Consider the following 21802-nt stretch of genomic DNA (forward strand, 5'->3'; position numbering starts at 1 on the left):
CTAAAATTATTTAATTATTTTGTTGATTAATGATATAAATCTCTGCACCATTTGATTGCAATGTACTGCATTGATAACGCCAAAATGCTTGTGATAAATTTTCCTTTAAGCGCAATGGAAATACCCATTTACCCAAGCCATAAATACATTCAACAAATTGTGATTGATGTTCATTACTCCGAGCTTCTTGCAACTTACCAGCAGCAAATAACGGTGATATTGCTTGATACCCTAATGGTATCGGGACTAACCAACCTCGCCCCTGTTTGACTGATGTGGTCTGCCAGTGTTCTTTCTCTTGTGGATGATGATGCAACATCGCTGTTTCGATTAAAGCATCAAGCGCGGTTGCATTGGGATCTTGTTGTTGTAACTCAGCTGTGATCTCTTGCAGATCTTGCTGTGCTTCAACTAATACAAAAGCAGGTAATAACAAATTTGCTAATGTTTCGTCTGATGCATCAGAGGGAATTAATTTTGCCTCACCAATTTCTAACACATGACCACCAGCAATGCGTTGTTGATACAGTTTTTGTTTCATTTGATTAACAAATTCATTCTTTTGATCGTCATCATAAAGTGCTTCAAAATTTTCTATTTTGACTTCAATCAGCAATGAAACATCAAGATGCACTCGTCCCTCTTCAATAATTGAACGATTATCACCATTTTTTGCCAATGGATTACGGGTTAATCGAAAAGTATAATCACTATAATCATTAGGTCGATAAACTTGTACATCACACTCATGGCAAGCAATCAATACTCCATCTAAATAAATAGGATCAGTCGATTCAATTTTACGGTTTAATGCATGAATAGCACCAATAAAACCCGAAATAGCCGGAAAACCATAAGTTAAAGGACTGGAAATTGCATTAGCGTTTTGAATTTTTACGTGGTCAAAAAATAAATAATAAACTAAAGATGCCATTAAAAAATCCCCTCTTTTCTGCGTTGACTGGCTTTTATTGCCGAACGAAGTTCTCGGCGCCATTCTTGAGATTCAACTTCTGATAATTCTTTTCTTATATTATTGAATTTATGATCTAATGCATTATCAATCCAGAGAGAAAAATCTTTTTCTAAACTATATTGCCACTTACCTTGTTCATACTGTTTTTGAAAATCTTCTTCATTCTCTAAATCTGCACGTTTTGGATCTAACCAAAGTTTTTGATGATTGAGGAGAGAATATTCACGACTCCAACCTGCCGGCATGGTTTTTTGAATGTGTCTGGCATATTTAAGTAATAGCGATAAAATAACGGCAAAAGCATCTTTGCGATTGTCACGCTCTTCAACATTATTTTTGGGCGTTTGAACCATATCAAACAACAATCTAAAGCCAAAGCGAAAAGAATATTGCATTGAATTTGTGAAAATGGTTTCTTGCACCTTATTAATTGTTGGAAAAGGGGATTTTTCAAATTTAGGCGGCATTGACGGTAATAAAAAATTACGTCCACCTTGATTACTGGTTAATTGACTAACACCTTGCGGATTGCTGCCCCCTAACTTAACCACGGCTAAGTGGTGAAACGAAAAATAAGATTGATGTTCAATCCCTTTAATTCTTCTTTGTTCACGAGCCTTTTTATTCTCGTCAGAAAATCTTGTTTGTACTTTTTGATACACCAAGTGGCACAATGATGAGGGATACAATGGAATTAACAGACGGTAATGATTATCAACCCCTGAAAGATAAGTATCTTCACTATTTGGCCAATATAATTGTTTATTAAGTTCGGATGCTTTTGGATTATCAAAATTATTAAAAATCGCTTTTTTTAAATTAGCTAAATAAACCGCTGCCTTTTGTTCATCATTGGATAATGCAGGCAAAACAGCAGGATGTTCTTGTATAATCAATTGTAATAAAGTCATATCATCCGTTACAGATTGATTTAATAAAGAAAAAATATCCAATGCGGCAGCATTACCTGAGCAATCGAAATTCAAAGTTAATGGCGTAGCTGATGATACATAATTTGAATCAGTTGGCTTAGTTTGTGCAACATAGTTGATATTATCACCTAGACTCAAGGAATTAATGCCCTTACTAATATTCGTTCCAATATCTATCCATAAAATTCGTCTAGTTGCTGCATCTTCCATCCAAGTTTCAAAATCGAATCGCTTAACTAAATCCTTAATTTTTTGTTGAGATTCATTAATTGCCGATACATCATTTGCTTGCTTGGCTTTATCCAGTTTTGTCACTTCACTTTTATAATTAGCATTATTAGTAAGCCGCTGCTCAAGAAAGTCGACAATAACCTTTCTTATATCTTGCCAAGAAATATCTTCCATTGGCCCTCCTTAATTTCCTTTAAAAATAAAAAGGTCCATAAAAAATTATGGACCTTAGTAAATATAATTATGATGCTTTAAATCTTATATACGACGCTAATAAATTAAGTGCTTTATTGTTATACAGCCACTTATTCGCAGCATTAAGATATCGATATTTAGGTTGATCAAGTTCCAATTTCTTAATTAAATATTCGGTTTCTTTGGTTGTCGAAATATTCAATATTTTCATTAGTTCTGTAATTGAAAAGTATTCAACCGATTCCGGCAAAAAAATTACAGACTCATCATTAGCTGCAGATCTATTTATTTCAAAATTTTGTAAATTAATTAACATTAAATTATCAGTAGAAAATTGACTTTTTTTAACCTTTATTCTATTATCTGGCATAATTTTATTCTCCTTACATGATCTTAGGTTAGTAAAATTTAAACCTCAGATGTTGGCTCATCTGGGGTTTTATTCTATTTAACACTATGTTATTTATAGTGCACTTTTTATATGTAATATGCATTACATGGATGCTATATTATGCCCACAAGAAAAACAAGTCAATAATTTTTTCAATCTAATTTCATGGGAAGCATAAAAAAAATCATTCATTAATAAAATGAAACCGCCTATTCGGCGGTAATAAAAAATTTATTCAAAATAATTTCATGTTTCTAAGCTACCTATTCGGTAGTCGATGTTAGTATAGTTTAATTATCGATTTATATCTAGCTGTAACCAGCTCATTTAGATATTTTGCGTACAGCACTTATTTCTGGATATAAATTTCACTAACCACTATTTTTAATCTGATAAAAACCCAAATTTGGGTGGAAATACCAATATTTTTCACTATTTAAAGTTACACTACAAAATTCATTGGTAAGTTGATATAGGTTTTGATTAGGGAAATATGTGGCCATTTTTGCTAAAGCTTGCTCAACAGAATTAGTCAACCAAAATGAGATCTGTGAATTATCAAATAACCACTTATCATCTACCATTATATTGTTTTTTATTTTCTGGGATTTTTCATCTGGCGTCAGGTTGGCTTTATCACTATAAGTAAATAATAGTTTTCCATTGTCATCCAATTGACAAATAAATTCATCTTCTTGATGATTTTGCATTCTAAAAGGTGAAATTAATTGTAAATGCGAACAATGATGATGCGCTAAATCGGGTTGCCAATAGCTCGTAACATAATTACTATTTCGTGCATTAAGCGCAAATAGATGTGCCATTACTTTATGCTCCAATTCGCCAAGGGTAAGCTCATCTTGTGTTGAATTAGTTATGCGTGGTGTGGCATCAATATTTGCTAATTGTTGTTGCGGTATTAATTTATTGGTTTGATGTGTCGTAAGTAAAAAAGGTTTTTGTTCAAAACCAGGCTTACAAAAACACGCTGTACCGACACCATAGTTCACACCCTGCTTAATTGATTCAATATTACTGCCTAAAATAGCAACATTCGGACTTTTAGCAACTTTATTGGGGCGATGGCGCCATACACGACCAACTAGCTGTATAATTGAACGCATTGATGACGGTTCAATAATGGCCCAATCGTAATCATGATCTCGCCCGACTTCGGTTACTGGTGTGCCTATAACAATAAAAATATGATTTTTTTTGTCACTATCTTTAATTGCTTCAATAATTTCTGGTTGCTTAAAAATTGCTTTTGGATCAGTACGATTTAAAATTCTATCTAACTTTTGCTCTAATTGGTTACGTAATAATAATAATTGTCTTGCATGGTAAACCACAATATGAAATTGAGTATCTACAGCAAGATCAGTTTGTTGATAAATTTTTTTAGTTAAGGCAATTAAATCTTCAGTATGAGCAAAACGGATTAAACCAATACTTATTTGTTTTTGTGTTTTTTCATCGAGTTGATGATGATTTAAATGAAAATCATAAGATTGCCTTAACAATTGATTAGCTAATAAATTGTAATTTAACTTTTCGTTTTCTGGTTTTTTATGCTGGTAGTCAAGTAATTCTAGAATATGTCCTTGACGACGAACTTCGCCCTTAGCAAGTTCATTAATGCGCTCACTGACAAATAGCTGATGTTGTTGGCTAAATGCCGCATTATCAGTAATTTGCGTAATTGATTGCTGATACTCATCAAACCAACCACAGACGATCGAATCATTATTACGTTGATGGTTTTGATTCCATATTTTTCGTCCCGCTTGATAAGCCGCAAATAAACCCGCAATTAAATCAGGCGTTAAAGTTGCCGATGACAACAACACTTTGCTCCCATAAAGCCCAGCTAAATGAACAAGCCGCGCCAAAGCTGGCAAGTCATTTTGGTCAAAATCATCAGGTTCATCTAAAATCAAATCTGAGGTAAGTAACCTTAAGGTCGGCGCAATATATTTGCCGCCTCGTATGCATTCGCTGGCTTGAATAATATGATCAATTGTACATGTAACAATCGGCGCATAAATTAGTTGACGAGCTTTGCTGTTTTCAATGATTGTGCCTAATTCACTATCCGCAATACCACTTTCTGCCACATCAACATAATCATCGACCAAAGATTCTATCGATTCGCTACCCTCTTGCTCTAAATTATCTTTTGAGATATTTTGCTTTTCTAAATTTGATTTTTGTAACTTTTCTTCATTCTCTAACTCAAATAACGTTTGCGTTGCTCGCCCACCAACTAAGATCGCTAAATGTTCATCGCTAAGCTGTAGTTTTTCACGCAGCGCTTTACCGGTTTGCAAGGTTAAAACCCGTAAACCTAAGGCAATGGTAAATCTAACGCCACGTTTAGGATTCGCCAGTGCATACATAATTCGACCATTGGCAAGCGTTTTACCGCAACCAGTGGATGCCATATTTACACCAAAAAAGCCTTGTTCATCACTTAATGATTGATAATGCTTAGCGATATCATATGCATGATTTTGCCATTGAAATCGATCGATAGTCGTCCGTTTGGTAAAAGGTTTATGCTGATTAATGGCTGGCAATTCATCAATCATTTTCGGTAGTAAACGCGCAAAACGCGCTGAAAGATTGGCAACACCAATAAGGTGATCATCTAAACGCTGTTTAGCTATTTTTTTTCCTTTTTCTTCATCATACTTAGTATTGGCAATTAAAATTGTATTATTTCTATCTGCCTCGGTGTTTACAAAAGATAAACTTGAGTAATTGTGATCAGCCACCATTAGACTTAAACGCGACATATGCAATAAAAAGGCATCAATATTCGTTAATTGCATTAAAGGTGGATGAGTTAGCGTCTTATTAGCATAACGGCTAAGTTTTTTTAACCACGCTTGGCTTAACGTTATATCGCTTTTTAGTTGCCAAAACTGATTAGGCGAAGGATGTTGGCTAAAACTATTTTTTACCCATTTTTCAACAGCGGTAAGGGTTTTATAAAAACTGGTTGTTTTTAAACCTGAAATATATAAATCTCTGGTTTGTTTCTTATTTTTATCACCATTTAATGAATCAATTAAAAATGGCATTCGGTGATGCGATACAATCAACCAAGCTATCCACTGTGTTAATAAAGGCCACTGCATCAGATCGGTTTTTTCAGTTTTGTTAAGTTTTTGATACCAATTTGGGTATTGCTGCTGATATTGAGAAAAATTTGCCAAACGTTCAAAAACAGCTTGATCTGTTGTGCAGTCTTGAATCATTAATAAAAATAATTGTAACGAAATCCATTCATGACGGTATGGATCGCCAGCCACTTTCTCTGTTGCGCGTAATTTAGATTGAAAACCAATAGTCGCTTTACCAAGATCATGTAATAAACCGGCAATCGTTGTGATTAATTGAATCGTTGTTGCATAATACCAACTACTTTCATTACCATTTTTTAATATATTGCGTTTAGTACGATTAGTTGGTGCTCGACCTTGCTGATTAAATTGACTACGATCGCCAACAATCCATAGTAGATCAGTCAAATTTTTACCATGAGTCCAATAACAAGCAACGGCTGTATTTCTGCGAGCCGTTTTGCGCAACAATTTATGTAGGGTTTGTAATCCATCTTCGGTCATGGCTGTTTGCCATGTCCGTTCACCACAACGCTCAGCAAACTGATCAATAATTCGTCTGGTTTCGGTTAATGCCCGTTTTTTACATTGGCTTACTAATAAAATATTCATGCTTTTTCTGCTATCTGTTTTAATGTATCAATAATTCGATCCAATGCGCCTAACTGTGCAAATTGTGAAATGCATGCTTGCCGAAACGCTTTTTCACTGTCGCCTTGCTTTGCAGACAAAAAAGCTTGCGGTAAAACTATGCCATCTTTAATAATATCAGCGGCATCAAATACTAAACCACCACGCCGAGTTTTACCATGCAAAATCGCCAATCCATGCGGTAATCCTAACACCCAACAAGCGGTTGCACCAAGCCCATAAGCTAAGTAGTTACCATGATCTAAAAATTGGTTAGCCGGATCATAGCTTTTACCATGGGTACCTTGTTCACGTTTAAACTTATCATCCCTTAACGTTAATTGATTCGCCATAGCATATAATCTTTTACTTAAACGCCCTTCTGCTGCGAGCAATGCTTGACTATTATTGACATTTGCAAATTGCGTTATTGCATCATTTATAACACTGTCTAATTGACTTTGATCAATCGCCCAATCAAACTTTGACCAACACTCGCGAATGATTTCAAGGCGACTTTGTTGCAACATTTTAGCCCCTTGCAATCTACGTTCATCGTCAAACCAAAATTGACACCAACGTTGTAAGTATTCTGTTGCACGATATTCACTTTGAGGAGAGAAAAACTGACACGCAAATTCAGCTTCGGTAGAGGAAAAAAGCGGCGTTCCACCACCACCGCAAAACCCAATCATCACACCAGCACGGGAAAGCTCGCGTACAGCCGCTTGCGTTAAAGAGGTACCGGTTCCTAACAAAATACAAGTAGTATTAGCAATGGGGATATTCCAATAAAGCGATTGTTGCCCCTGATCGGTAACATACTCAACGCGCCCACCATTAACCAATACACGGCAATGCTCTAGGTAATAAATGTTGGCACGTTTTGAATGTAAGATGGTTTTAAGATCGGAAGAATGAATCATATCCATGTTTTTCACTAACTTAATTCAATTTAAATATTGACCATAAATTAGCATGATAATGCGCAAAAAACGAGGTAAAAATAATCAAAGATTAAACAAAATCAAAGCTAATCTTTAGCTTATATGAATAAAAAGACATCAAAAAATCGGAAGTTTAAACAGTAAATTGTTTAATCCACTTATGCAGTGTTGAACGTTATCGTCACTGGGCGGGGACCGGTAGCGTATTTCTAAACCACTTATGCAGTGTTGAACAATATTAAACAAATTAGTAAAACCTCGCTGGGTTTCTAAACCACTTATGCAGTGTTGAACTAGAAACTGGTATACTATAAACCCTGTTTATAAAAAGGCAAACAAGATTTTTGTGCTCAAAAACCCTTTTTTTTAACCCTTTTCTAATATATTGATTTTAATCAATTTTAATTTAGTGTAAAAAAAAGGGTTGATTGGTGAGGATGTAAAACAAGATTTATATATTAAAACGTGTATATTTGCTTAAACTTTTTACAAAACTTTTACTGCTATAATCTTCAAGCTAGCTCTAATATACTTTTTCAAATTGAGTATTTACTTTTTATTCGATCTAATTCTATTTTTTACTCTTCTTCACCATCATTCTTAATCATAATGGGTAATTGGTAATGTGCATTCTGCATTAGATGGCATAGGTACACGGCTTGTAAAATATGAACGACTTCGATGTTTGGGTGGTTGCCTATTTTTGTCAAAACTTGACTTAATGTGTTTAGTCCTAAGGTGTCGCATTGATTTTGCAATTGCGCTAATTGCTTTTTATCGTCATTGTTCAGTTTAAGTCGTCCCGAACTCGTTATCGTTTCACAAAAATTGAGCGTCGGCTTGATAATGTAGATAACAATCGGATCGTGTTGGTAAGCAATCTGCTGAGGTTGTTTTTGAAATAGTATTTCGGGTTGTTTATAATAGTCACCGCTATTATTTGATATTTGGTATAACGATTCATTGTCAAAATCCAGATTTAAAATATTGATATCATCCGTTAGCGGCTGTTTATAAAATAGTGCAAACGGTTCAAGATCTAAATTATTATCATTTTTTACACATTTTACTAACACGGTTAAGGGCTGTAACTCTATTTCGTGTAGCAAATAAAGTGATTCAATACGCTGTTTTTGTTTACCATCCCAAAAGATGCGTAATAGTAGGTCATTATTCTGTGAATCTTTAACACACCACACTAAGCACTGTTTGATTTCGTCCAAATAAGGTTTTTGTGCTTTGGTAACGTGAATAAAGAGCACCTGGTTGAAAAGTGAAATATTAGCATCGTAATTTTGTAAATAGTGACTTAATAGTGACCAGTTATCAAAACCTACTTGTTGGCGAAATTGCTGATACTGCTGCAAATTCCAACCTGTTGGTTGTAATTTTATCTGTGAACCACGACTTGATAATTTACCATCATGCGATAAACGTGGCTCATATAAGGTAAAAGCTTTATTCATTAAGTCACAAGGCATCGTTTGCCAAATCGATGCACTTTGCCATATGCTTTGTCGATTAAAGTCGATATCCGAGTTATTAGGCCTGGCTAAAGTTGTCTCATAATATTGTAGCGCTATTGGATCCCAAAAGTAAAAAGTTGCCCCAATTGCGCCGGTTTTGCTTTGCCACCAATAAGCCCCCAATGGTAGTAAGTCAATTGATTGAGCATCATTTTGGTAATGACGTTTTTGCCCTCCACGTACTGTGGTGAGCTGCTCACCTTGATAATGTAATAATTTTTCCAGATACGCTTTAAGGCGAGCTAAGAACAACAGTATGTCTTGTTCGTCAACGGTAAAATGTCGATTGGCTTGTTGTTCAACAAGTTGACAAAGGTGTCTTAACATTGCGGCTAAACTGGCAAGATTTTGCGATCGAGCAGACATATTAAGCAACTGTAATTGTGTCGCTTGGCTTTGACTCACATAAGATAATCCATGGGTTATTAATGTATAAATATGTTCTTCAACTTGCTTAATTAATGCTATTTCATCATCGGTTAACCGATCAATCGGTTTATCTGTTAAGTTGTTTTCGATTGGCCAAGTCCATGGCTGGTGATGTTGTTGAAACAGGTAAGCAATAACCGCTAAATGTACAGCTGTTTTCTGTTTTTCGGGTAGCTGTGAAATCATACCAGCAAAACCGGTCCCAGCCATATAGATAATCGGCATATCACTTTGTGGTATTTGAATACGTAATTGCCCTTTTTGATTTTCTACGGTTAATGGCGGCAGTTGCTGCCAATCAAAAACCAATTGATAAGCAAGGCGCACATTGGCTTTACCTGCTTGTTTAAGTAGCACGCCAGCATCGATTGTTAGTAGCTCGCTTAATGCATCTTTTAATGGTGACACTGACTGATCAGTCTCTGAATTTTGCGATAATGTTGCATTATTATTCGTTTGATGATTGGTCTGAATTTGTAACCATAAAATGGCCGCAATAATATGTTTGCAGTGTCCACTAGCTGGGCAACTGCAAGTTGCTTTTTGAATTCCTTGCGCAGTGAGTTTTACCTGTTGACCATCGACCATAAACAGAAGAAAATTGGGTTGTTCTTCTTGAAAAAAGACTTTTTCGGCTTCGATATCTTTGCGTGCACGGCGAATTAAACCAATATTAGCATAAAGTGCTAACGCTTCTTGATCATAATTTAAGTAGGTTTGTTGCCAACTCATCGCATCACCTCGGCAAGCCAGCTAGCAAAATGCTCAGGAGTTAAGGCAGCAATTAGCATCCCGCGATCAGCAAGTTTTTGTGATATTTGCATATCATAAACAGCATTAGCTTGATAGTCTAAAGCAGCCAAACCCAGCATTTTTACTCGATTAGTATTAAGACGAGTGACAGTTCGATATAAATGCGTTACATTTGCGCCTTCATAAAAATCACTCACCACCACTACCACCGTTCGGCTCGGGTTTTTAATTTTTTGTTCAGCATAATTAAGTGCTTTACCAATGTCTGTTCCACCGCCTAATTGTACAGTCATGAGCACTTCAACTGGATCTTCGGCTATATGTGTTAAATCGACAACTTGAGTATCAAACACCAGTAAATGCAAATTAATCGCCGGTAGTTTAGCGATGATAGCGGCACAAATTGCTGAATAAAGAATTGAACTATCCATCGATCCACTTTGGTCAACACATAAAATAATATCCCAAGGTAATTGTCTTATTTTGCGTGAATTGAAAATTGCTTTTTCGATAATAATTTGCTGTTTGTTCTGATCAAAATGCCTTAGATTAGCATTGATTGTTGCTCGCCAATCAAAGTTCTGGTTATTTTTGATTAAAGAGCGCCTAAATCGATTTTTTTTACCAGTGATCGCATTGACAAAATTCGTTTGAATCTTTTGTAAAATTTCGTCCACCACTTTTTTAATTAATATCCGTACTTCTTGACGAACGTCATAACTCAATTTACCCCGTAAATTCATCAGTAATCGTACTGAGTTTACACTAGGTTCAAGATCTCGTATGACTTTCGGATCGTCTAAAATTCCATCCAAGTGATAACGCTCTATCGCCTGATTTTGCATTCGCTCAAAGGTACTTTTAGGAAACAATTTACGTGTTAGTTTTAACCAATCTATCGTGTTATAAACAGAACGACTTTTATCACCCGCTTTTATTTCTGAATCAGCCTTGTCATTGATCAATAAACCTCGAGCACGATATTCGTGTCGATAAAGATACGCTAATGATTGATCGATTTGCTTATCATGCGCATTAAAATTAATTTGACCTAAATCCTCATCGGCATAACTTCCTAAAATTAAACGCCACCGTTTAATTTGTTCATTGGTAGTTTTATCATCGATGTGATTATCGTTAGTCATACGTATTCCTATTGTTTAAACCATGTTTGCAAATGCTGTTGTTGAATATGTTTGGTGATAAATAGCTCTAAAGAAAGTGCTTTGTTTAACTCTTTTTCACTAAAGTTGTATTGGTAAAAATTTAATTCATCATCGACAATATGATATTTTTTAGCAATCTGACTAGCCAACGAAGCATTCTGTGTCGGGTTTAATTGAGAAAAGGCGTAACGTAGATCGGGCAATATTTCAATAAATCGCTCAGATGACCAATCAATCATTAGTTGATCTAAGCTATCAAGTAGAAAAGTTGAATGAATAATCAATTGCGGAGTACACTGCATAATACCGATAAAATAGTTAATTGCGTGATCATCTGGTGTTGTTAACCTGAAGTTATTTTTTATTTTATCTTCTAGTTGTTGTTGGCTTAAGTATGCATCTAAGTAGCTAAGACTATCAATAGCACCACAGATTAATGGCAGTTGAGCTAACTCAGGTTGTAAACGATGCAGATTATGATAAAAATCGTGTTTAAATTGTTTAACATTAAGTTGCTCTGGTAAATAATTTAGTAAGTCTCTAAATGAAAGTAATGTTTTGATATTTTTTTGTTGCTGTTCTTGCTCTGGTTGTTTTAACTTGGTTAACAAGAAAAGACTCTGTTTAATTATTTTAACTAATAATATCAGTAACGTTGCGGTATTTTTTAGTTGTAAAAAATTTTGCCCTTGCCATAAGTAAAGTAAGCGATGACCACAATTGATTAGATTGTCCAGTTCGTTATCGTTCTCAATACAATTAGATAGATTATTTAATAAATAATCAAAACAAGATTCAAGCCCCATCAAAGCGCCTTGAATTAACTGTTCAACCGCCACAATACTTGAATGTCCAGATTGTTCTGTCGCTAATTGTAATTGCTTGATTGCGATTTGCGCTAACTGCGTCCCCTGTTCAGATAATTTAATTAAACGCGCTTCGACCATGGGGGTCCAAGCATAACGCCAATCTTCAAACATAATAGTTAAGCGTTTACCATGAATATAATCAGGACCATCTATTCGGTTGGCAAAACCCACTTGTAAAAAAGCCAATAAATGTAAATAGCGGCTACGTTGCCGATGCTGTGATTTGCGATAAATATCGATATGCGTAAGTTTAGGACTGGAATAATCTAACTTAAATCGATATTTTTTTAGCGTTAAATATACTTCATTCACTAACGGAGGTTGTGCAATATCTTTAGGTATTTCACCCAACAAATTGCCCGATAGGCAATTTTGCACGGTTAACCAAAACTCATGACGAGAATCATTGATACTCTCTTTGATAAAGCAGGATTGAATCGCATCAAGCAGATCATATCTTCCTGGTCCATGATGTTCTCGTAAGTTGGCTAATAACATTGATTGTGCTATTGCAGAACGAAATGGGACAAAACCGATAATATTGTCACTGTTTTGTTGCCGTAATTTATCAACAATATTGGTAAGCACATCAGCAGTTAAAGATTGGCGAAATGCGACGCAAGATTTGCCATTGGTGGTTGATTTATCATAAAGCAACATTGACTGCCATGCCGCTTGATAATAAGCAGGCGAAGGCATTCCTGACGCATAACCATTTAAGGAATCAAGGCGATCAAAGCTATAACGAATTAACCAATTTTGATCTTTATCACCGTTTTTTTGTTGATGATTAAATCGAGTCATCTCTGTTTTTTTAGGTAACACAAGCTGATCGTGCCATAACCCTTCGAGTAAAGGTAAGGTATGAAAACCACCTGTTACTACCACAATTTTTGCATCAGGTTGAGATTTCTTTAATTGACCTATCGCTGTTAACATATACTGTTCACGTTGAACTGAACCCTCTGCGGCTAGTGAAGACGGTGAATAATCAAGCCTTGCCATTGCACACCAGATAAAGGTATCAATAAAGAAATTTTGCCAATCAGCGATATCATTATAATCTTTCAGTTCAAAAAGATGTTCCCATACTTCATCATGATCACGACAATGCAATTTTTTCATTAAATATTGAATGTATTGGCTATGTTTTAGATAAGTTTCGGAAAGTAGCGAGCGGCTTTTATCAAAATCAGCTGCGATTTCTTGATCACATTGCAAAGCCCAAGGCAGATCAATAAATTGTAGTGTGGCATGTTGCTCTTTTGCCATTTGCATTGCCACCCATTCTGGCGAGTAATGACAAAATGGGTAAAAAACCGAACAGGTAGATTGTTTAGATACACTATCATCTTCACTTTCTGTTACTAACGGTATTGTGTCAATTTCTGTCTGACAAAGTATCGCAATGGGCGGACGTGTATCATCATGTAACAGTTGTTCAATTAACGGTGTAAAACTAACTGGCGCTTCAATCAATATATGCGTTGGTTTTGTTTGCTCAATCAATTTTTTAAGCGCAAAACTGCATGATGGGCTATGATGACGTATGGGGGCAAAATAGATCTGCTCTTGCTGCAAAGCAGCAAGTTTATTTAATGCTTGTGATAACCTATCGGGTAATAATTCTTGGCTAAGCGTCATGTTAAGTCGTTATTTCCAGAACGTTTTCGATACTTGATAAAAACTGTGCCATGTATCGGATTTTTTTGCGCGTTCACGCACAACATTATCCATATAAAATTGGATTCGTTTTATATCATCGGCATTATCTTTTAAAACCACCCCAATAAGCTGTTTGGCGATTTGTCCTGCATTTAAGGTTCCATCGCTAAAATAATAAGCATCTAATGCTGAAGCATAGGCAATGTTTACCGCTTCGGCTGTTGACATCACGGCATCAGGTGTTTTTATATTTGCGCCATCTTGAGTTTGACCCTGCCTTAACTCTTGAAAAGCCGTAACAAGTAATTCAATGACATCAACCGGAATAACTATTTGTGTTTTTAATTCACCTAACTCTTGTTCAAGTTGCCTTTGTATCAATTCAATCTCAAAATCTTTGTTATTTATTGGATTAACAGTTTCAAAGTTAAAACGTCGCTTTAATGCAGCAGACATTTCATGCACACCACGATCTTGTAAATTAGCTGTGCCTATAATATTAAAACCGGGTTTAGCACTAATAATCGCATTTGCCCCCATTTCGGGGATCATCATCTGTTTTTCAGACATAATCGAAACAAGGATATCTTGAATTTCTGGTGGACATCGAGTTATCTCTTCAAAACGAACAATTTTACCTTGTTTCATACCTTGATAAATTTGCGAACCAACTAATGCACGTTCGGTTGGTCCTTCGGCCAGCAATAAGGCATAATTCCAAGAATATCGGATATGATCTTCACTAGTACCAGCCGTACCTTGGATGGTCAAATTTGAATCACCACTGATGGCGGCGGCCAATAATTCTGATAACATAGATTTGGCCGTACCCGGTTGACCAACCAGCATTAATCCTTGTTTACCCAATAATGAAACAATAGATCGATCAACTAAAGGATCGTCACCAAAAAATTTACGGCTGATGCCCAAACGATCGTTACCTAAAATAAATTGACGCACCGATTTAGGGGATAAAACCCAACCTTCAGGTTTATTATTTTCGCTATCGGCCTTAATCAGTTTTTCCAATTCTTTACTATAACGTTGTTCAGCACTTAACCTAATAACTTGTTGTTTTGCCATAATCCTTTATTCTCCCAATCTGAATCAAAACCAGCTGTTCTATCAGCTACTATTCTATAATTACTATAGCTTTCGACCAGTAACAAACTGGTAATCATTGAGTATTTTGGTTCAGCCTTTTAAACATACATTGTGAGTATTTTGCTAGCTATATTTAGTTAATTTTACCAAATTAACTTGTCTTGCCAATTTGGATCAAAACCGCTTGATGCATCTGCTACCGCCATATAATCGGCATAGCCTTCAGCAAGTAACACGGGCGGTAACTCATCAAGTGCAATTAATCTATCTTTAAACGTTGTATTTTTACTAAAGTACAGATTGAAAAGCGCTGCCGATATATTTTCTTCAGGGACAAAGCTACCACTGAATTCAATATTAATATACAGTTTAAGGCTAGCAAAATATTTATAATAACTATCAAAGTAACCCGCATCTTGTATATCATTACGTTTATAACCCAATTTAGTTAGGATTTTTCGTATGGTAAAACTATCGGTTAAGCAACCATAATATTTATCAATTATGTCATCTTTAAAGTGACGAATATCCGGTAATGGATGATTGAATTGATCGAATAATTGAATAATTTTGTAATCTTTAAGATGAGTTTGCCAATTTGCTGTGATATCAGCAGTTAATAGCGCTGAATGCGCAACGGTAATATGATTATTTTCGTTCAACACAATTTCGTCATCTTGATTATTGACCAAACTACCATCTTCAGTTGGTCTAAAGCTATTAACAATATTACCGTTTTCATCGAGTTCCAACCATACTAAGCGTTGAATAAGTCGACCCAAAATTGGATGCGGTTGTAGATATGTTTGCCAATCATCAACTCGCCAGCTGCGCTGAGTGCACATCGCTTCATAAAAACGATTAATTTGCATATCCAGTAATTGAGTCAGTTCTTTTTTACTGTTACTAAATTGTTTTTTTGCATCTTTTACTAAGGCTGGAGCTTCACTTTTACGTGCTTCAGGTAAGGCCTTAATTTCGTCACCATCGGCATTTTTTAAGTGCCATTTAAACTTATCATCTAACGTTGCGTTAAAGGTGCGTTCACCATAATCGAGAGTTAACACACCACTATCATCCAACCCAGCTGTTGATATAGTGCGATCTGCTAATTCGTCTAATGTCCAACCATTACGTTCAGCAATAGTTTCTACTAAGGAACGTGCTTTTTCTTGTATTGTTGCCATGCGATGACGTCGAGCTATTGAGAGCAACAATTGAGTAATCAGTGGATCATCACTTTGTGCAAGGGGTTCTAGCATCGCTTCAATTTGAGCCCGCCGTTTTTGGTGATGTTTCATAAAATCAAGTAATAACGAAACAGCAACACCCCCTTCAATACCGGTAGTTAACGCTAATACACCCTTTGCTTTAATTGCAGAACCAAGGTAGGTAGCTAATGTCTCTTTTTTTATCTCCTCAAATACTTGTTCCAATGTAATATTGGCATAAGCAGGATATAAACTCGGGTATTGTTTATAATAACCTAAGTATTCTTGCAAACGTTGATTAGCCATTAGGTTAGCTTGCGCTTCGGCTTCGTTAATGCTTGGTCTTAAAGTATCTTGCTTAATAAAACTACGTAAAATAAACTCAGCTAATTGTTGTTGGCTTGGTTTACTTAACAATTGACTATAAATCGTTAATAGTGGGTTTACAGGCTCTTTTAACTTAACCGCTAACCAAGCCCACCACTGAATAATTTGTGGTTCGACCGCCTCGCCACTTTGCCAAGTAAGTGCAGGCATTAAGCTAATATCAAACCAGTCAAAGTCATTAGGTTTTTTACCTTTTAAACCTTGTTTTGCTTCAGCTAATAATTTTTCAGTGGTTAGTTGTTGACTTATGTCTTCACCACATTTTTCTAAAGCAATCAATAATGATGCTTGTATAATTTCGCGTTTTTCTTTTTTTAATGCATGATGTAATGCTTTAATTGACGATTTTTGTCCTAATAGTGCCAACCAATCTGCCGCTGCAATTCGCTCTTCTTGTTTGGGCGATAGTAAAGCTTGTTCAACTTGATCATGAATATTAGGAATGACTTTTAGAGTGTTTTGTGCTGCATGCCGTATTAGTTTGTTTTCTTTTAGTGCGAGTTCAAAAAGATAATTAACATATTTAGTCGGCAGACTAGGAAAAAGTTGTAATATTTTTATTGCACTAACTTTATCAAGTTTAATGTAGGACCAACATTTATTGCTCTCAGCAAAGCCTAAAACTTCATCAAGTAAAAATTCATGATCAGCAAAAAATGGCCATAATTTATCTGGTTGATTTTCATAAAAAGGATGATAAGTCTCACTGGTTATAAATGGTAAAGCAACAGCATAGAGCACATCTTGACAATAATCAATTTTCGCCATTACATCGGCGATTTGCCTAAGATCGAAATTTTTAACAAAGTCATTTTTTGTATATACCCTTTCAAAACAATAAGTACCACCATTTTGATCAATTAATCGCATTGCTCTAAATAAGTGATAAAGGGTGAATTCGGGTAAATTTTGTAGTCTATTTTTAGTCAGTAAAAAATGATAATCGACGTTTTTATTAATCCCTTGAAGTAACGTCGTGTATTGAATTTTACCATTTAAATAATGATAAATATCATCTAAATTTTTTTCAGTTAGTGTGTCATATGATTCATTATGTTTTAGTTTGTGATAGTCTTGATAATTTTGCCGCAAAATGTCTTGTGCCATCGATGGTAAATCGATATCGATAATGGGTTCAAAACTAGGAATAACTAAATTTGTTTGTTGTTTTGCATTATTAGCAGTTTCAAGTCGTAGCAAAGCGCTTTCAATGGCGCCAATAACGGTTTTATTGGTTTCACTTGCTAATGCTTGTTGTAATATTGCAGAATCTGACGATATTCTTGCCAGTAATTTAGCGGCATTACTACGTTGTTTAACCGAGCCCGACGTTAAAAAGTGTTGTAGTTTTGGTTGAACATCTTCAACAGGAAAACCCATTAGCATATCTGTCGCTAATTGACTGACTTGTTTGGCAGTATGTAATGCTTGCTGAGTAATAAACTCAATCAGTGGTAGCTGAAGTTCAGAATGCTTTTTAATGTACTTTAATTGTTCTACCTGCCCCAAAACAGCAATATCCTGATCGGGTAGCTGACTAAATAATTTAAGATGATTTTTAATATAAGATAATAATCCATCGATGTTATAAAAATACTGAAAGTCACTTAAATCATTGCTCGTCATATTTTGCCGATCAAATATCGCCAATAATAACTTTTCACCCAATCCAGTTTGTTCCATTTCGAGTAGTTGGTGTAATTGTTCAATTGACCAACTTTTTCGTTGTTCAATGTCTTCTTCATTTTTACAAAAAGATGGCATTGTGCTAATCAAACCATCATATAATAGATATAAAAACCATGCAGGCAACTGTTGGTTAATTAATTTAACTAAATGCAAATGGTAACAAATTGCGCTCAAAACACATCCAAAACGCCTTATTTGTTCAAGTGTATAGTCATCAGTCCAACATTGATAAAAATCTATTCTGGCTTTTTTAGGTGGTTTTGGTTTATCGTAAAAGCTTGTTCCATAAAAATCACAGGGTCTATATAGTAATTCAAAGAGTTTATAAGCGTTATCGCTAGTTTGACATAATTGTTCTAGATCACTTAAAACGTTAGCTTCATCACCCTGTAAAACATATTGAGTAATACGCTCTGGCAAACTTTTATCGAGTGTGTTTAGTGGTTCGAATATTGTTGCAATTAATTGTTGCGCAGATTGAGCATGTGTTTCTTTCATATTCCTTGATTCTCCTATGCAGGATATTTTTTATTAATCATTTATATTAATTAAGTAGCCATCTTCCGCCGGTCTAAAGCTAGTTATAATTTGATTGTTTTTAATGATTTCTAACCAAACCAAGCGTGTAATCAGTCGTTTCCTTATTAATTATAATTATCCGTCCATTGTTCATAAAATCCGATCCTTGCATTAGGCGATGCGCTATCACTATTGTAATAATAACAATAATTGATACCGAGCAAAGAACAGGAATAAGACATAAAATCCATTATGTCATCAATGCTATAATGGCAATCTTGCGTTAATTTATTTATTCAAAATTGCGTAATTATCTCCTAGCATAACATATCTTAAAATGTTTTCAGGGATTGTTTGATTGCGTTTTCATAAAGATTCAAAATAGTTAATATTAGCTGTTCAGACGGCGTATCAATCTCTTTTTTCACTGACTGGCGATTGAAAACGGCTAAACAGTGAGGCAATTTTACCTTTTACTTTATTAAACATTCCCTATTCTTAATATCTTTATTTTGTTTTCGCTACTAAACAATAATCGGCATAACTTTCAGCTAATATAATTTGCGGAACGCGATCAAGTGGAATCGTTTTTTCAATTGTTCCTATTTGCTGAGTAAAATACAAATCATAAAGTTTTACAGTCTCATCACTATTTGTTGTTGTACGATAAAATTGGCTGACCATAATACGTGCTCGAATACCTAAGCTTGAATATAATTTAGCGAATCCATCAATACAATCCCAGTCAGTAATGCTATGATAGCCTTTCGAATATAATATGTTTTTTAAGATATTTAGCTTGATAACCTTGCCATAATAATCATTTAGTTTATTGTCAATCACTTGACTCAAATCAGGTAAATGATTAGCAAATTGAGTAAATAGAGGCGTAACTTTGTAATCCTTAAGATGATTTAACCATCCTTCTACTTGATCATCTGACAAATAGACGCTATGCGCTAACTTAATATAATGCTCAGGATTTAAAGTGACTTCATCATCATTTATGTTAATCAAGCAACCATCTTCTGTCGGTCTAAAGCTGTTAATGACTATGTTGTTATTATCGACTTCAAGCCAGATCAACGATTCAATCATTCTATTCATGATAGGATGTTGGTATAAATTGGCAAACCAATCTTGGTAAGACCACACTTGCCCAATAGACATCATGTCATATAACCGCTTTGTTTGATTGTTGATAACTTGTTTCAACTCTTTTTTACTACTGGTTAGTAATATTTTATAAGCTTTGATTTGTTCAACATTTTCACTATTTGTTGCTTCTGGTAACGATTTGAGTATTTTACCCGCTTCATTTTTTATCACTAATTGTAAACAGTGATCGAGCTGTGCTGTGAATTTACGATCTCCATAATCAAAATCTAATACACCTCGCTCGTTTAAATTAGCTGTTGGAACCATTCTTTCAATGAGTTGTTCAAGGCTGCATGCTTGCGCTTGCGCAAATTCTTCAAGTATTTTTTTGGCGTTCTTACGAACAATATTTGAACTATAACGCAGTGAAGTAGAATAAATTAATTGAGTAATTACCGCATGATTAATCGTGACAATCGCCTCAAATACCGCTGATATTTCACTACGTTTTGAGGAATGAAATTTCAAATAAGGACGTACAATATCAGCAATTTGATAAGGCTCACTATATTTACACAAAGCCAACATGCCTTTGGTATTTAGTGCAGATCTGACATAACGTGTGTATTTATCGGATGTTAGTTCTGTATCTTGTATAATGAACATTTGCACCACAAAATACCCAAGTTTTTGTTGGCTTTTTACATCTAATAATTTTAAATAGAAATCAAACAAGCCATTATCAGTGGTTTGTTTTAATTTTACCGCTAAGATGATCCACCAATAAATAATTTCAACAGCAACTTTCTGACCATTTTGCCACATTAATTCTGGTAGCATATAAGGTTCAAGCCAATCAAGACTGACTGGTTTTTTGGTTTTCAATCCTTTTTTTGCTTCATTTAGCAGATAATCAGGCGATAAATAATAAGAGATATCTTCACCCAATTGACTTAATGCGCTGAGAATAGATGCAATTACCGCTTCTTTTTTCTCTATTGATAAAGCACGCTTTAGTGATTTGATCGACGAATCCCCCCCTAATTTCGCTAACCAATCACTCGCAACTATTCGTATATCTTGTTTTGTTGATAATAATGCTTTTTCAACTTCTAGATGGATATTAGGAATTTTGTTTAAAATAAGCTGTGACTGTAAACGAAAGCGACGACCAGCGCCTAGAGCCCACTCCTGTAATAGTGGAATATACGACTTAGGTAACTGCGGAAAAAGGGAAAGAATCGCTAAAGCATTTGCTGTTTTATAACATTCTAAATTAGTTTCACCGAATAGTCCCAATGCCTGATCAATATAATGCAAATTTTCGGCAAAAAATGGCCAAATAAGATGTTCTTGATTTAGTATATATTTTTCTAAAAAAGGTAACGAAAAATAAAATAAAAAAGCACCGGCAATCTTATCTTTTATTGTCGTGCTACCAGTAATACTTTGTAACACATCAGCTAATAATCGCAGATCAATTCGACAATATAATTCTTGTTCCAATAATGATGAGAGATCTTTGTTGACATATTTAGGCTTTTCTAAATAATAAGCTCGTAATACATGCCATAAATTACACTCAGGTAGTTGTTGCAAACTATCTTGGTATAAGGCGAGTGACAATTCATTTTTATCAAATATATCTAATTCATTATTATCCAAATCTAAATTGTTTTTTTGTACCAAACCATTTAAATAAGCAAAAACATTATCAAGATCGTTCGAGGTTATTGATTTCAATATGTCATAACGCTGCTGTTGGTTTGAAAGACTAACATTACAAGTTTTGTTAACTGCTTGTTCATCCTCAACCTTTATTTTTATTATTGCCAATTGCTTATCAATATTTTGTTGTAAGGTTTGTCGAAAATTATCTGGCAGCAGGCGTTGAGGAATGGATTGATATGGAGTTATATCGTTATCTTTAGCTTGTAATGTAGATTGACTCAAAGT

11 protein-coding genes are annotated in these 21802 nt (G+C 35.0%); all 11 read right to left on the reverse strand.

The genetic code is table 11. From position 1 onward, the window contains the following. Positions 1–10: 10 nt before the first annotated feature. The 11 genes from csy2 to A9G09_RS03300 all read right to left on the reverse strand — a co-directional run bounded on the left by csy2 (position 11) and on the right by A9G09_RS03300 (position 21799). Positions 11–934: a type I-F CRISPR-associated protein Csy2 gene (gene csy2, locus A9G09_RS03250; protein ID WP_065633478.1), complete on the reverse strand. Its 924-nt coding sequence runs from the start codon at positions 932–934 to the stop codon at positions 11–13. Continuing rightward, positions 934–2313: a type I-F CRISPR-associated protein Csy1 gene (gene csy1 / locus A9G09_RS03255; RefSeq protein ID WP_065633479.1), complete on the reverse strand. Its 1380-nt coding sequence runs from the start codon at positions 2311–2313 to the stop codon at positions 934–936. Before csy1 ends, csy2 begins: the two co-directional genes overlap by 1 nt. A 67-nt stretch (positions 2314–2380) precedes the next feature. Continuing rightward, positions 2381–2704 (reverse strand): hypothetical protein, encoded by a 324-nt coding sequence (locus A9G09_RS03260; protein WP_065633480.1) that lies wholly within the window; start codon positions 2702–2704, stop codon positions 2381–2383. Positions 2705–3096: 392 nt separating this feature from the next. Continuing rightward, a complete protein-coding gene (gene cas3f / locus A9G09_RS03265; RefSeq protein ID WP_065633481.1) occupies positions 3097–6465 on the reverse strand; it encodes a type I-F CRISPR-associated helicase Cas3f in 3369 nt (1122 codons plus the stop codon). Continuing rightward, positions 6462–7415 (reverse strand): type I-F CRISPR-associated endonuclease Cas1f, encoded by a 954-nt coding sequence (gene cas1f, locus A9G09_RS03270; protein WP_065633482.1) that lies wholly within the window; start codon positions 7413–7415, stop codon positions 6462–6464. The genes cas3f and cas1f overlap by 4 nt, the downstream gene beginning before the upstream one ends. Before the next feature lie 593 nt (positions 7416–8008). Then, a complete protein-coding gene (locus tag A9G09_RS03275; protein WP_065633483.1) occupies positions 8009–10117 on the reverse strand; it encodes an SWIM zinc finger family protein in 2109 nt (702 codons plus the stop codon). Continuing rightward, complete coding sequence (locus A9G09_RS03280; RefSeq protein WP_065633484.1) at positions 10114–11283, reverse strand: VWA domain-containing protein; 1170 nt, start codon at positions 11281–11283, stop codon at positions 10114–10116. Before A9G09_RS03280 ends, A9G09_RS03275 begins: the two co-directional genes overlap by 4 nt. 8 nt (positions 11284–11291) lie before the next feature. Then, positions 11292–13817, reverse strand: a complete 2526-nt coding sequence (locus tag A9G09_RS03285) for a DUF5682 family protein (RefSeq protein ID WP_065633485.1) — start codon at positions 13815–13817, stop codon at positions 11292–11294. Between the two features lie 9 nt (positions 13818–13826). Continuing rightward, positions 13827–14921 carry an AAA family ATPase gene (locus A9G09_RS03290; RefSeq protein WP_065633486.1) on the reverse strand — a complete coding sequence of 365 codons (1095 nt, stop codon included), beginning with the start codon at positions 14919–14921 and terminating at the stop codon, positions 13827–13829. 164 nt (positions 14922–15085) lie between these two features. Next, positions 15086–18727 carry a DUF4132 domain-containing protein gene (locus tag A9G09_RS03295; RefSeq protein ID WP_065633487.1) on the reverse strand — a complete coding sequence of 1214 codons (3642 nt, stop codon included), beginning with the start codon at positions 18725–18727 and terminating at the stop codon, positions 15086–15088. Positions 18728–19255: 528 nt separating this feature from the next. Then, positions 19256–21799, reverse strand: a complete 2544-nt coding sequence (locus A9G09_RS03300) for a DUF4132 domain-containing protein (RefSeq protein ID WP_065633488.1) — start codon at positions 21797–21799, stop codon at positions 19256–19258. Between the last annotated feature and the right edge of the window lie 3 nt (positions 21800–21802).

It is taken from the genome of Gilliamella sp. wkB292 (assembly GCF_001690235.1).
GTDB classification, from domain to species: domain Bacteria; phylum Pseudomonadota; class Gammaproteobacteria; order Enterobacterales; family Orbaceae; genus Gilliamella; species Gilliamella apicola_F.

Bases quoted from the DNA above. Each gene is read 5' to 3' on its own strand.
- csy2 (WP_065633478.1), bottom strand. From the start codon at position 934: ATGGCATCTTTAGTTTATTATTTATTTTTTGACCACGTAAAAATTCAA.
- csy1 (WP_065633479.1), bottom strand. From the start codon at position 2,313: ATGGAAGATATTTCTTGGCAAGATATAAGAAAGGTTATTGTCGACTTT.
- A9G09_RS03260 (WP_065633480.1), bottom strand. From the start codon at position 2,704: ATGCCAGATAATAGAATAAAGGTTAAAAAAAGTCAATTTTCTACTGAT.
- cas3f (WP_065633481.1), bottom strand. From the start codon at position 6,465: ATGAATATTTTATTAGTAAGCCAATGTAAAAAACGGGCATTAACCGAA.
- cas1f (WP_065633482.1), bottom strand. From the start codon at position 7,415: ATGGATATGATTCATTCTTCCGATCTTAAAACCATCTTACATTCAAAA.
- A9G09_RS03275 (WP_065633483.1), bottom strand. From the start codon at position 10,117: ATGAGTTGGCAACAAACCTACTTAAATTATGATCAAGAAGCGTTAGCA.
- A9G09_RS03280 (WP_065633484.1), bottom strand. From the start codon at position 11,283: ATGACTAACGATAATCACATCGATGATAAAACTACCAATGAACAAATT.
- A9G09_RS03285 (WP_065633485.1), bottom strand. From the start codon at position 13,817: ATGACGCTTAGCCAAGAATTATTACCCGATAGGTTATCACAAGCATTA.
- A9G09_RS03290 (WP_065633486.1), bottom strand. From the start codon at position 14,921: ATGGCAAAACAACAAGTTATTAGGTTAAGTGCTGAACAACGTTATAGT.
- A9G09_RS03295 (WP_065633487.1), bottom strand. From the start codon at position 18,727: ATGAAAGAAACACATGCTCAATCTGCGCAACAATTAATTGCAACAATA.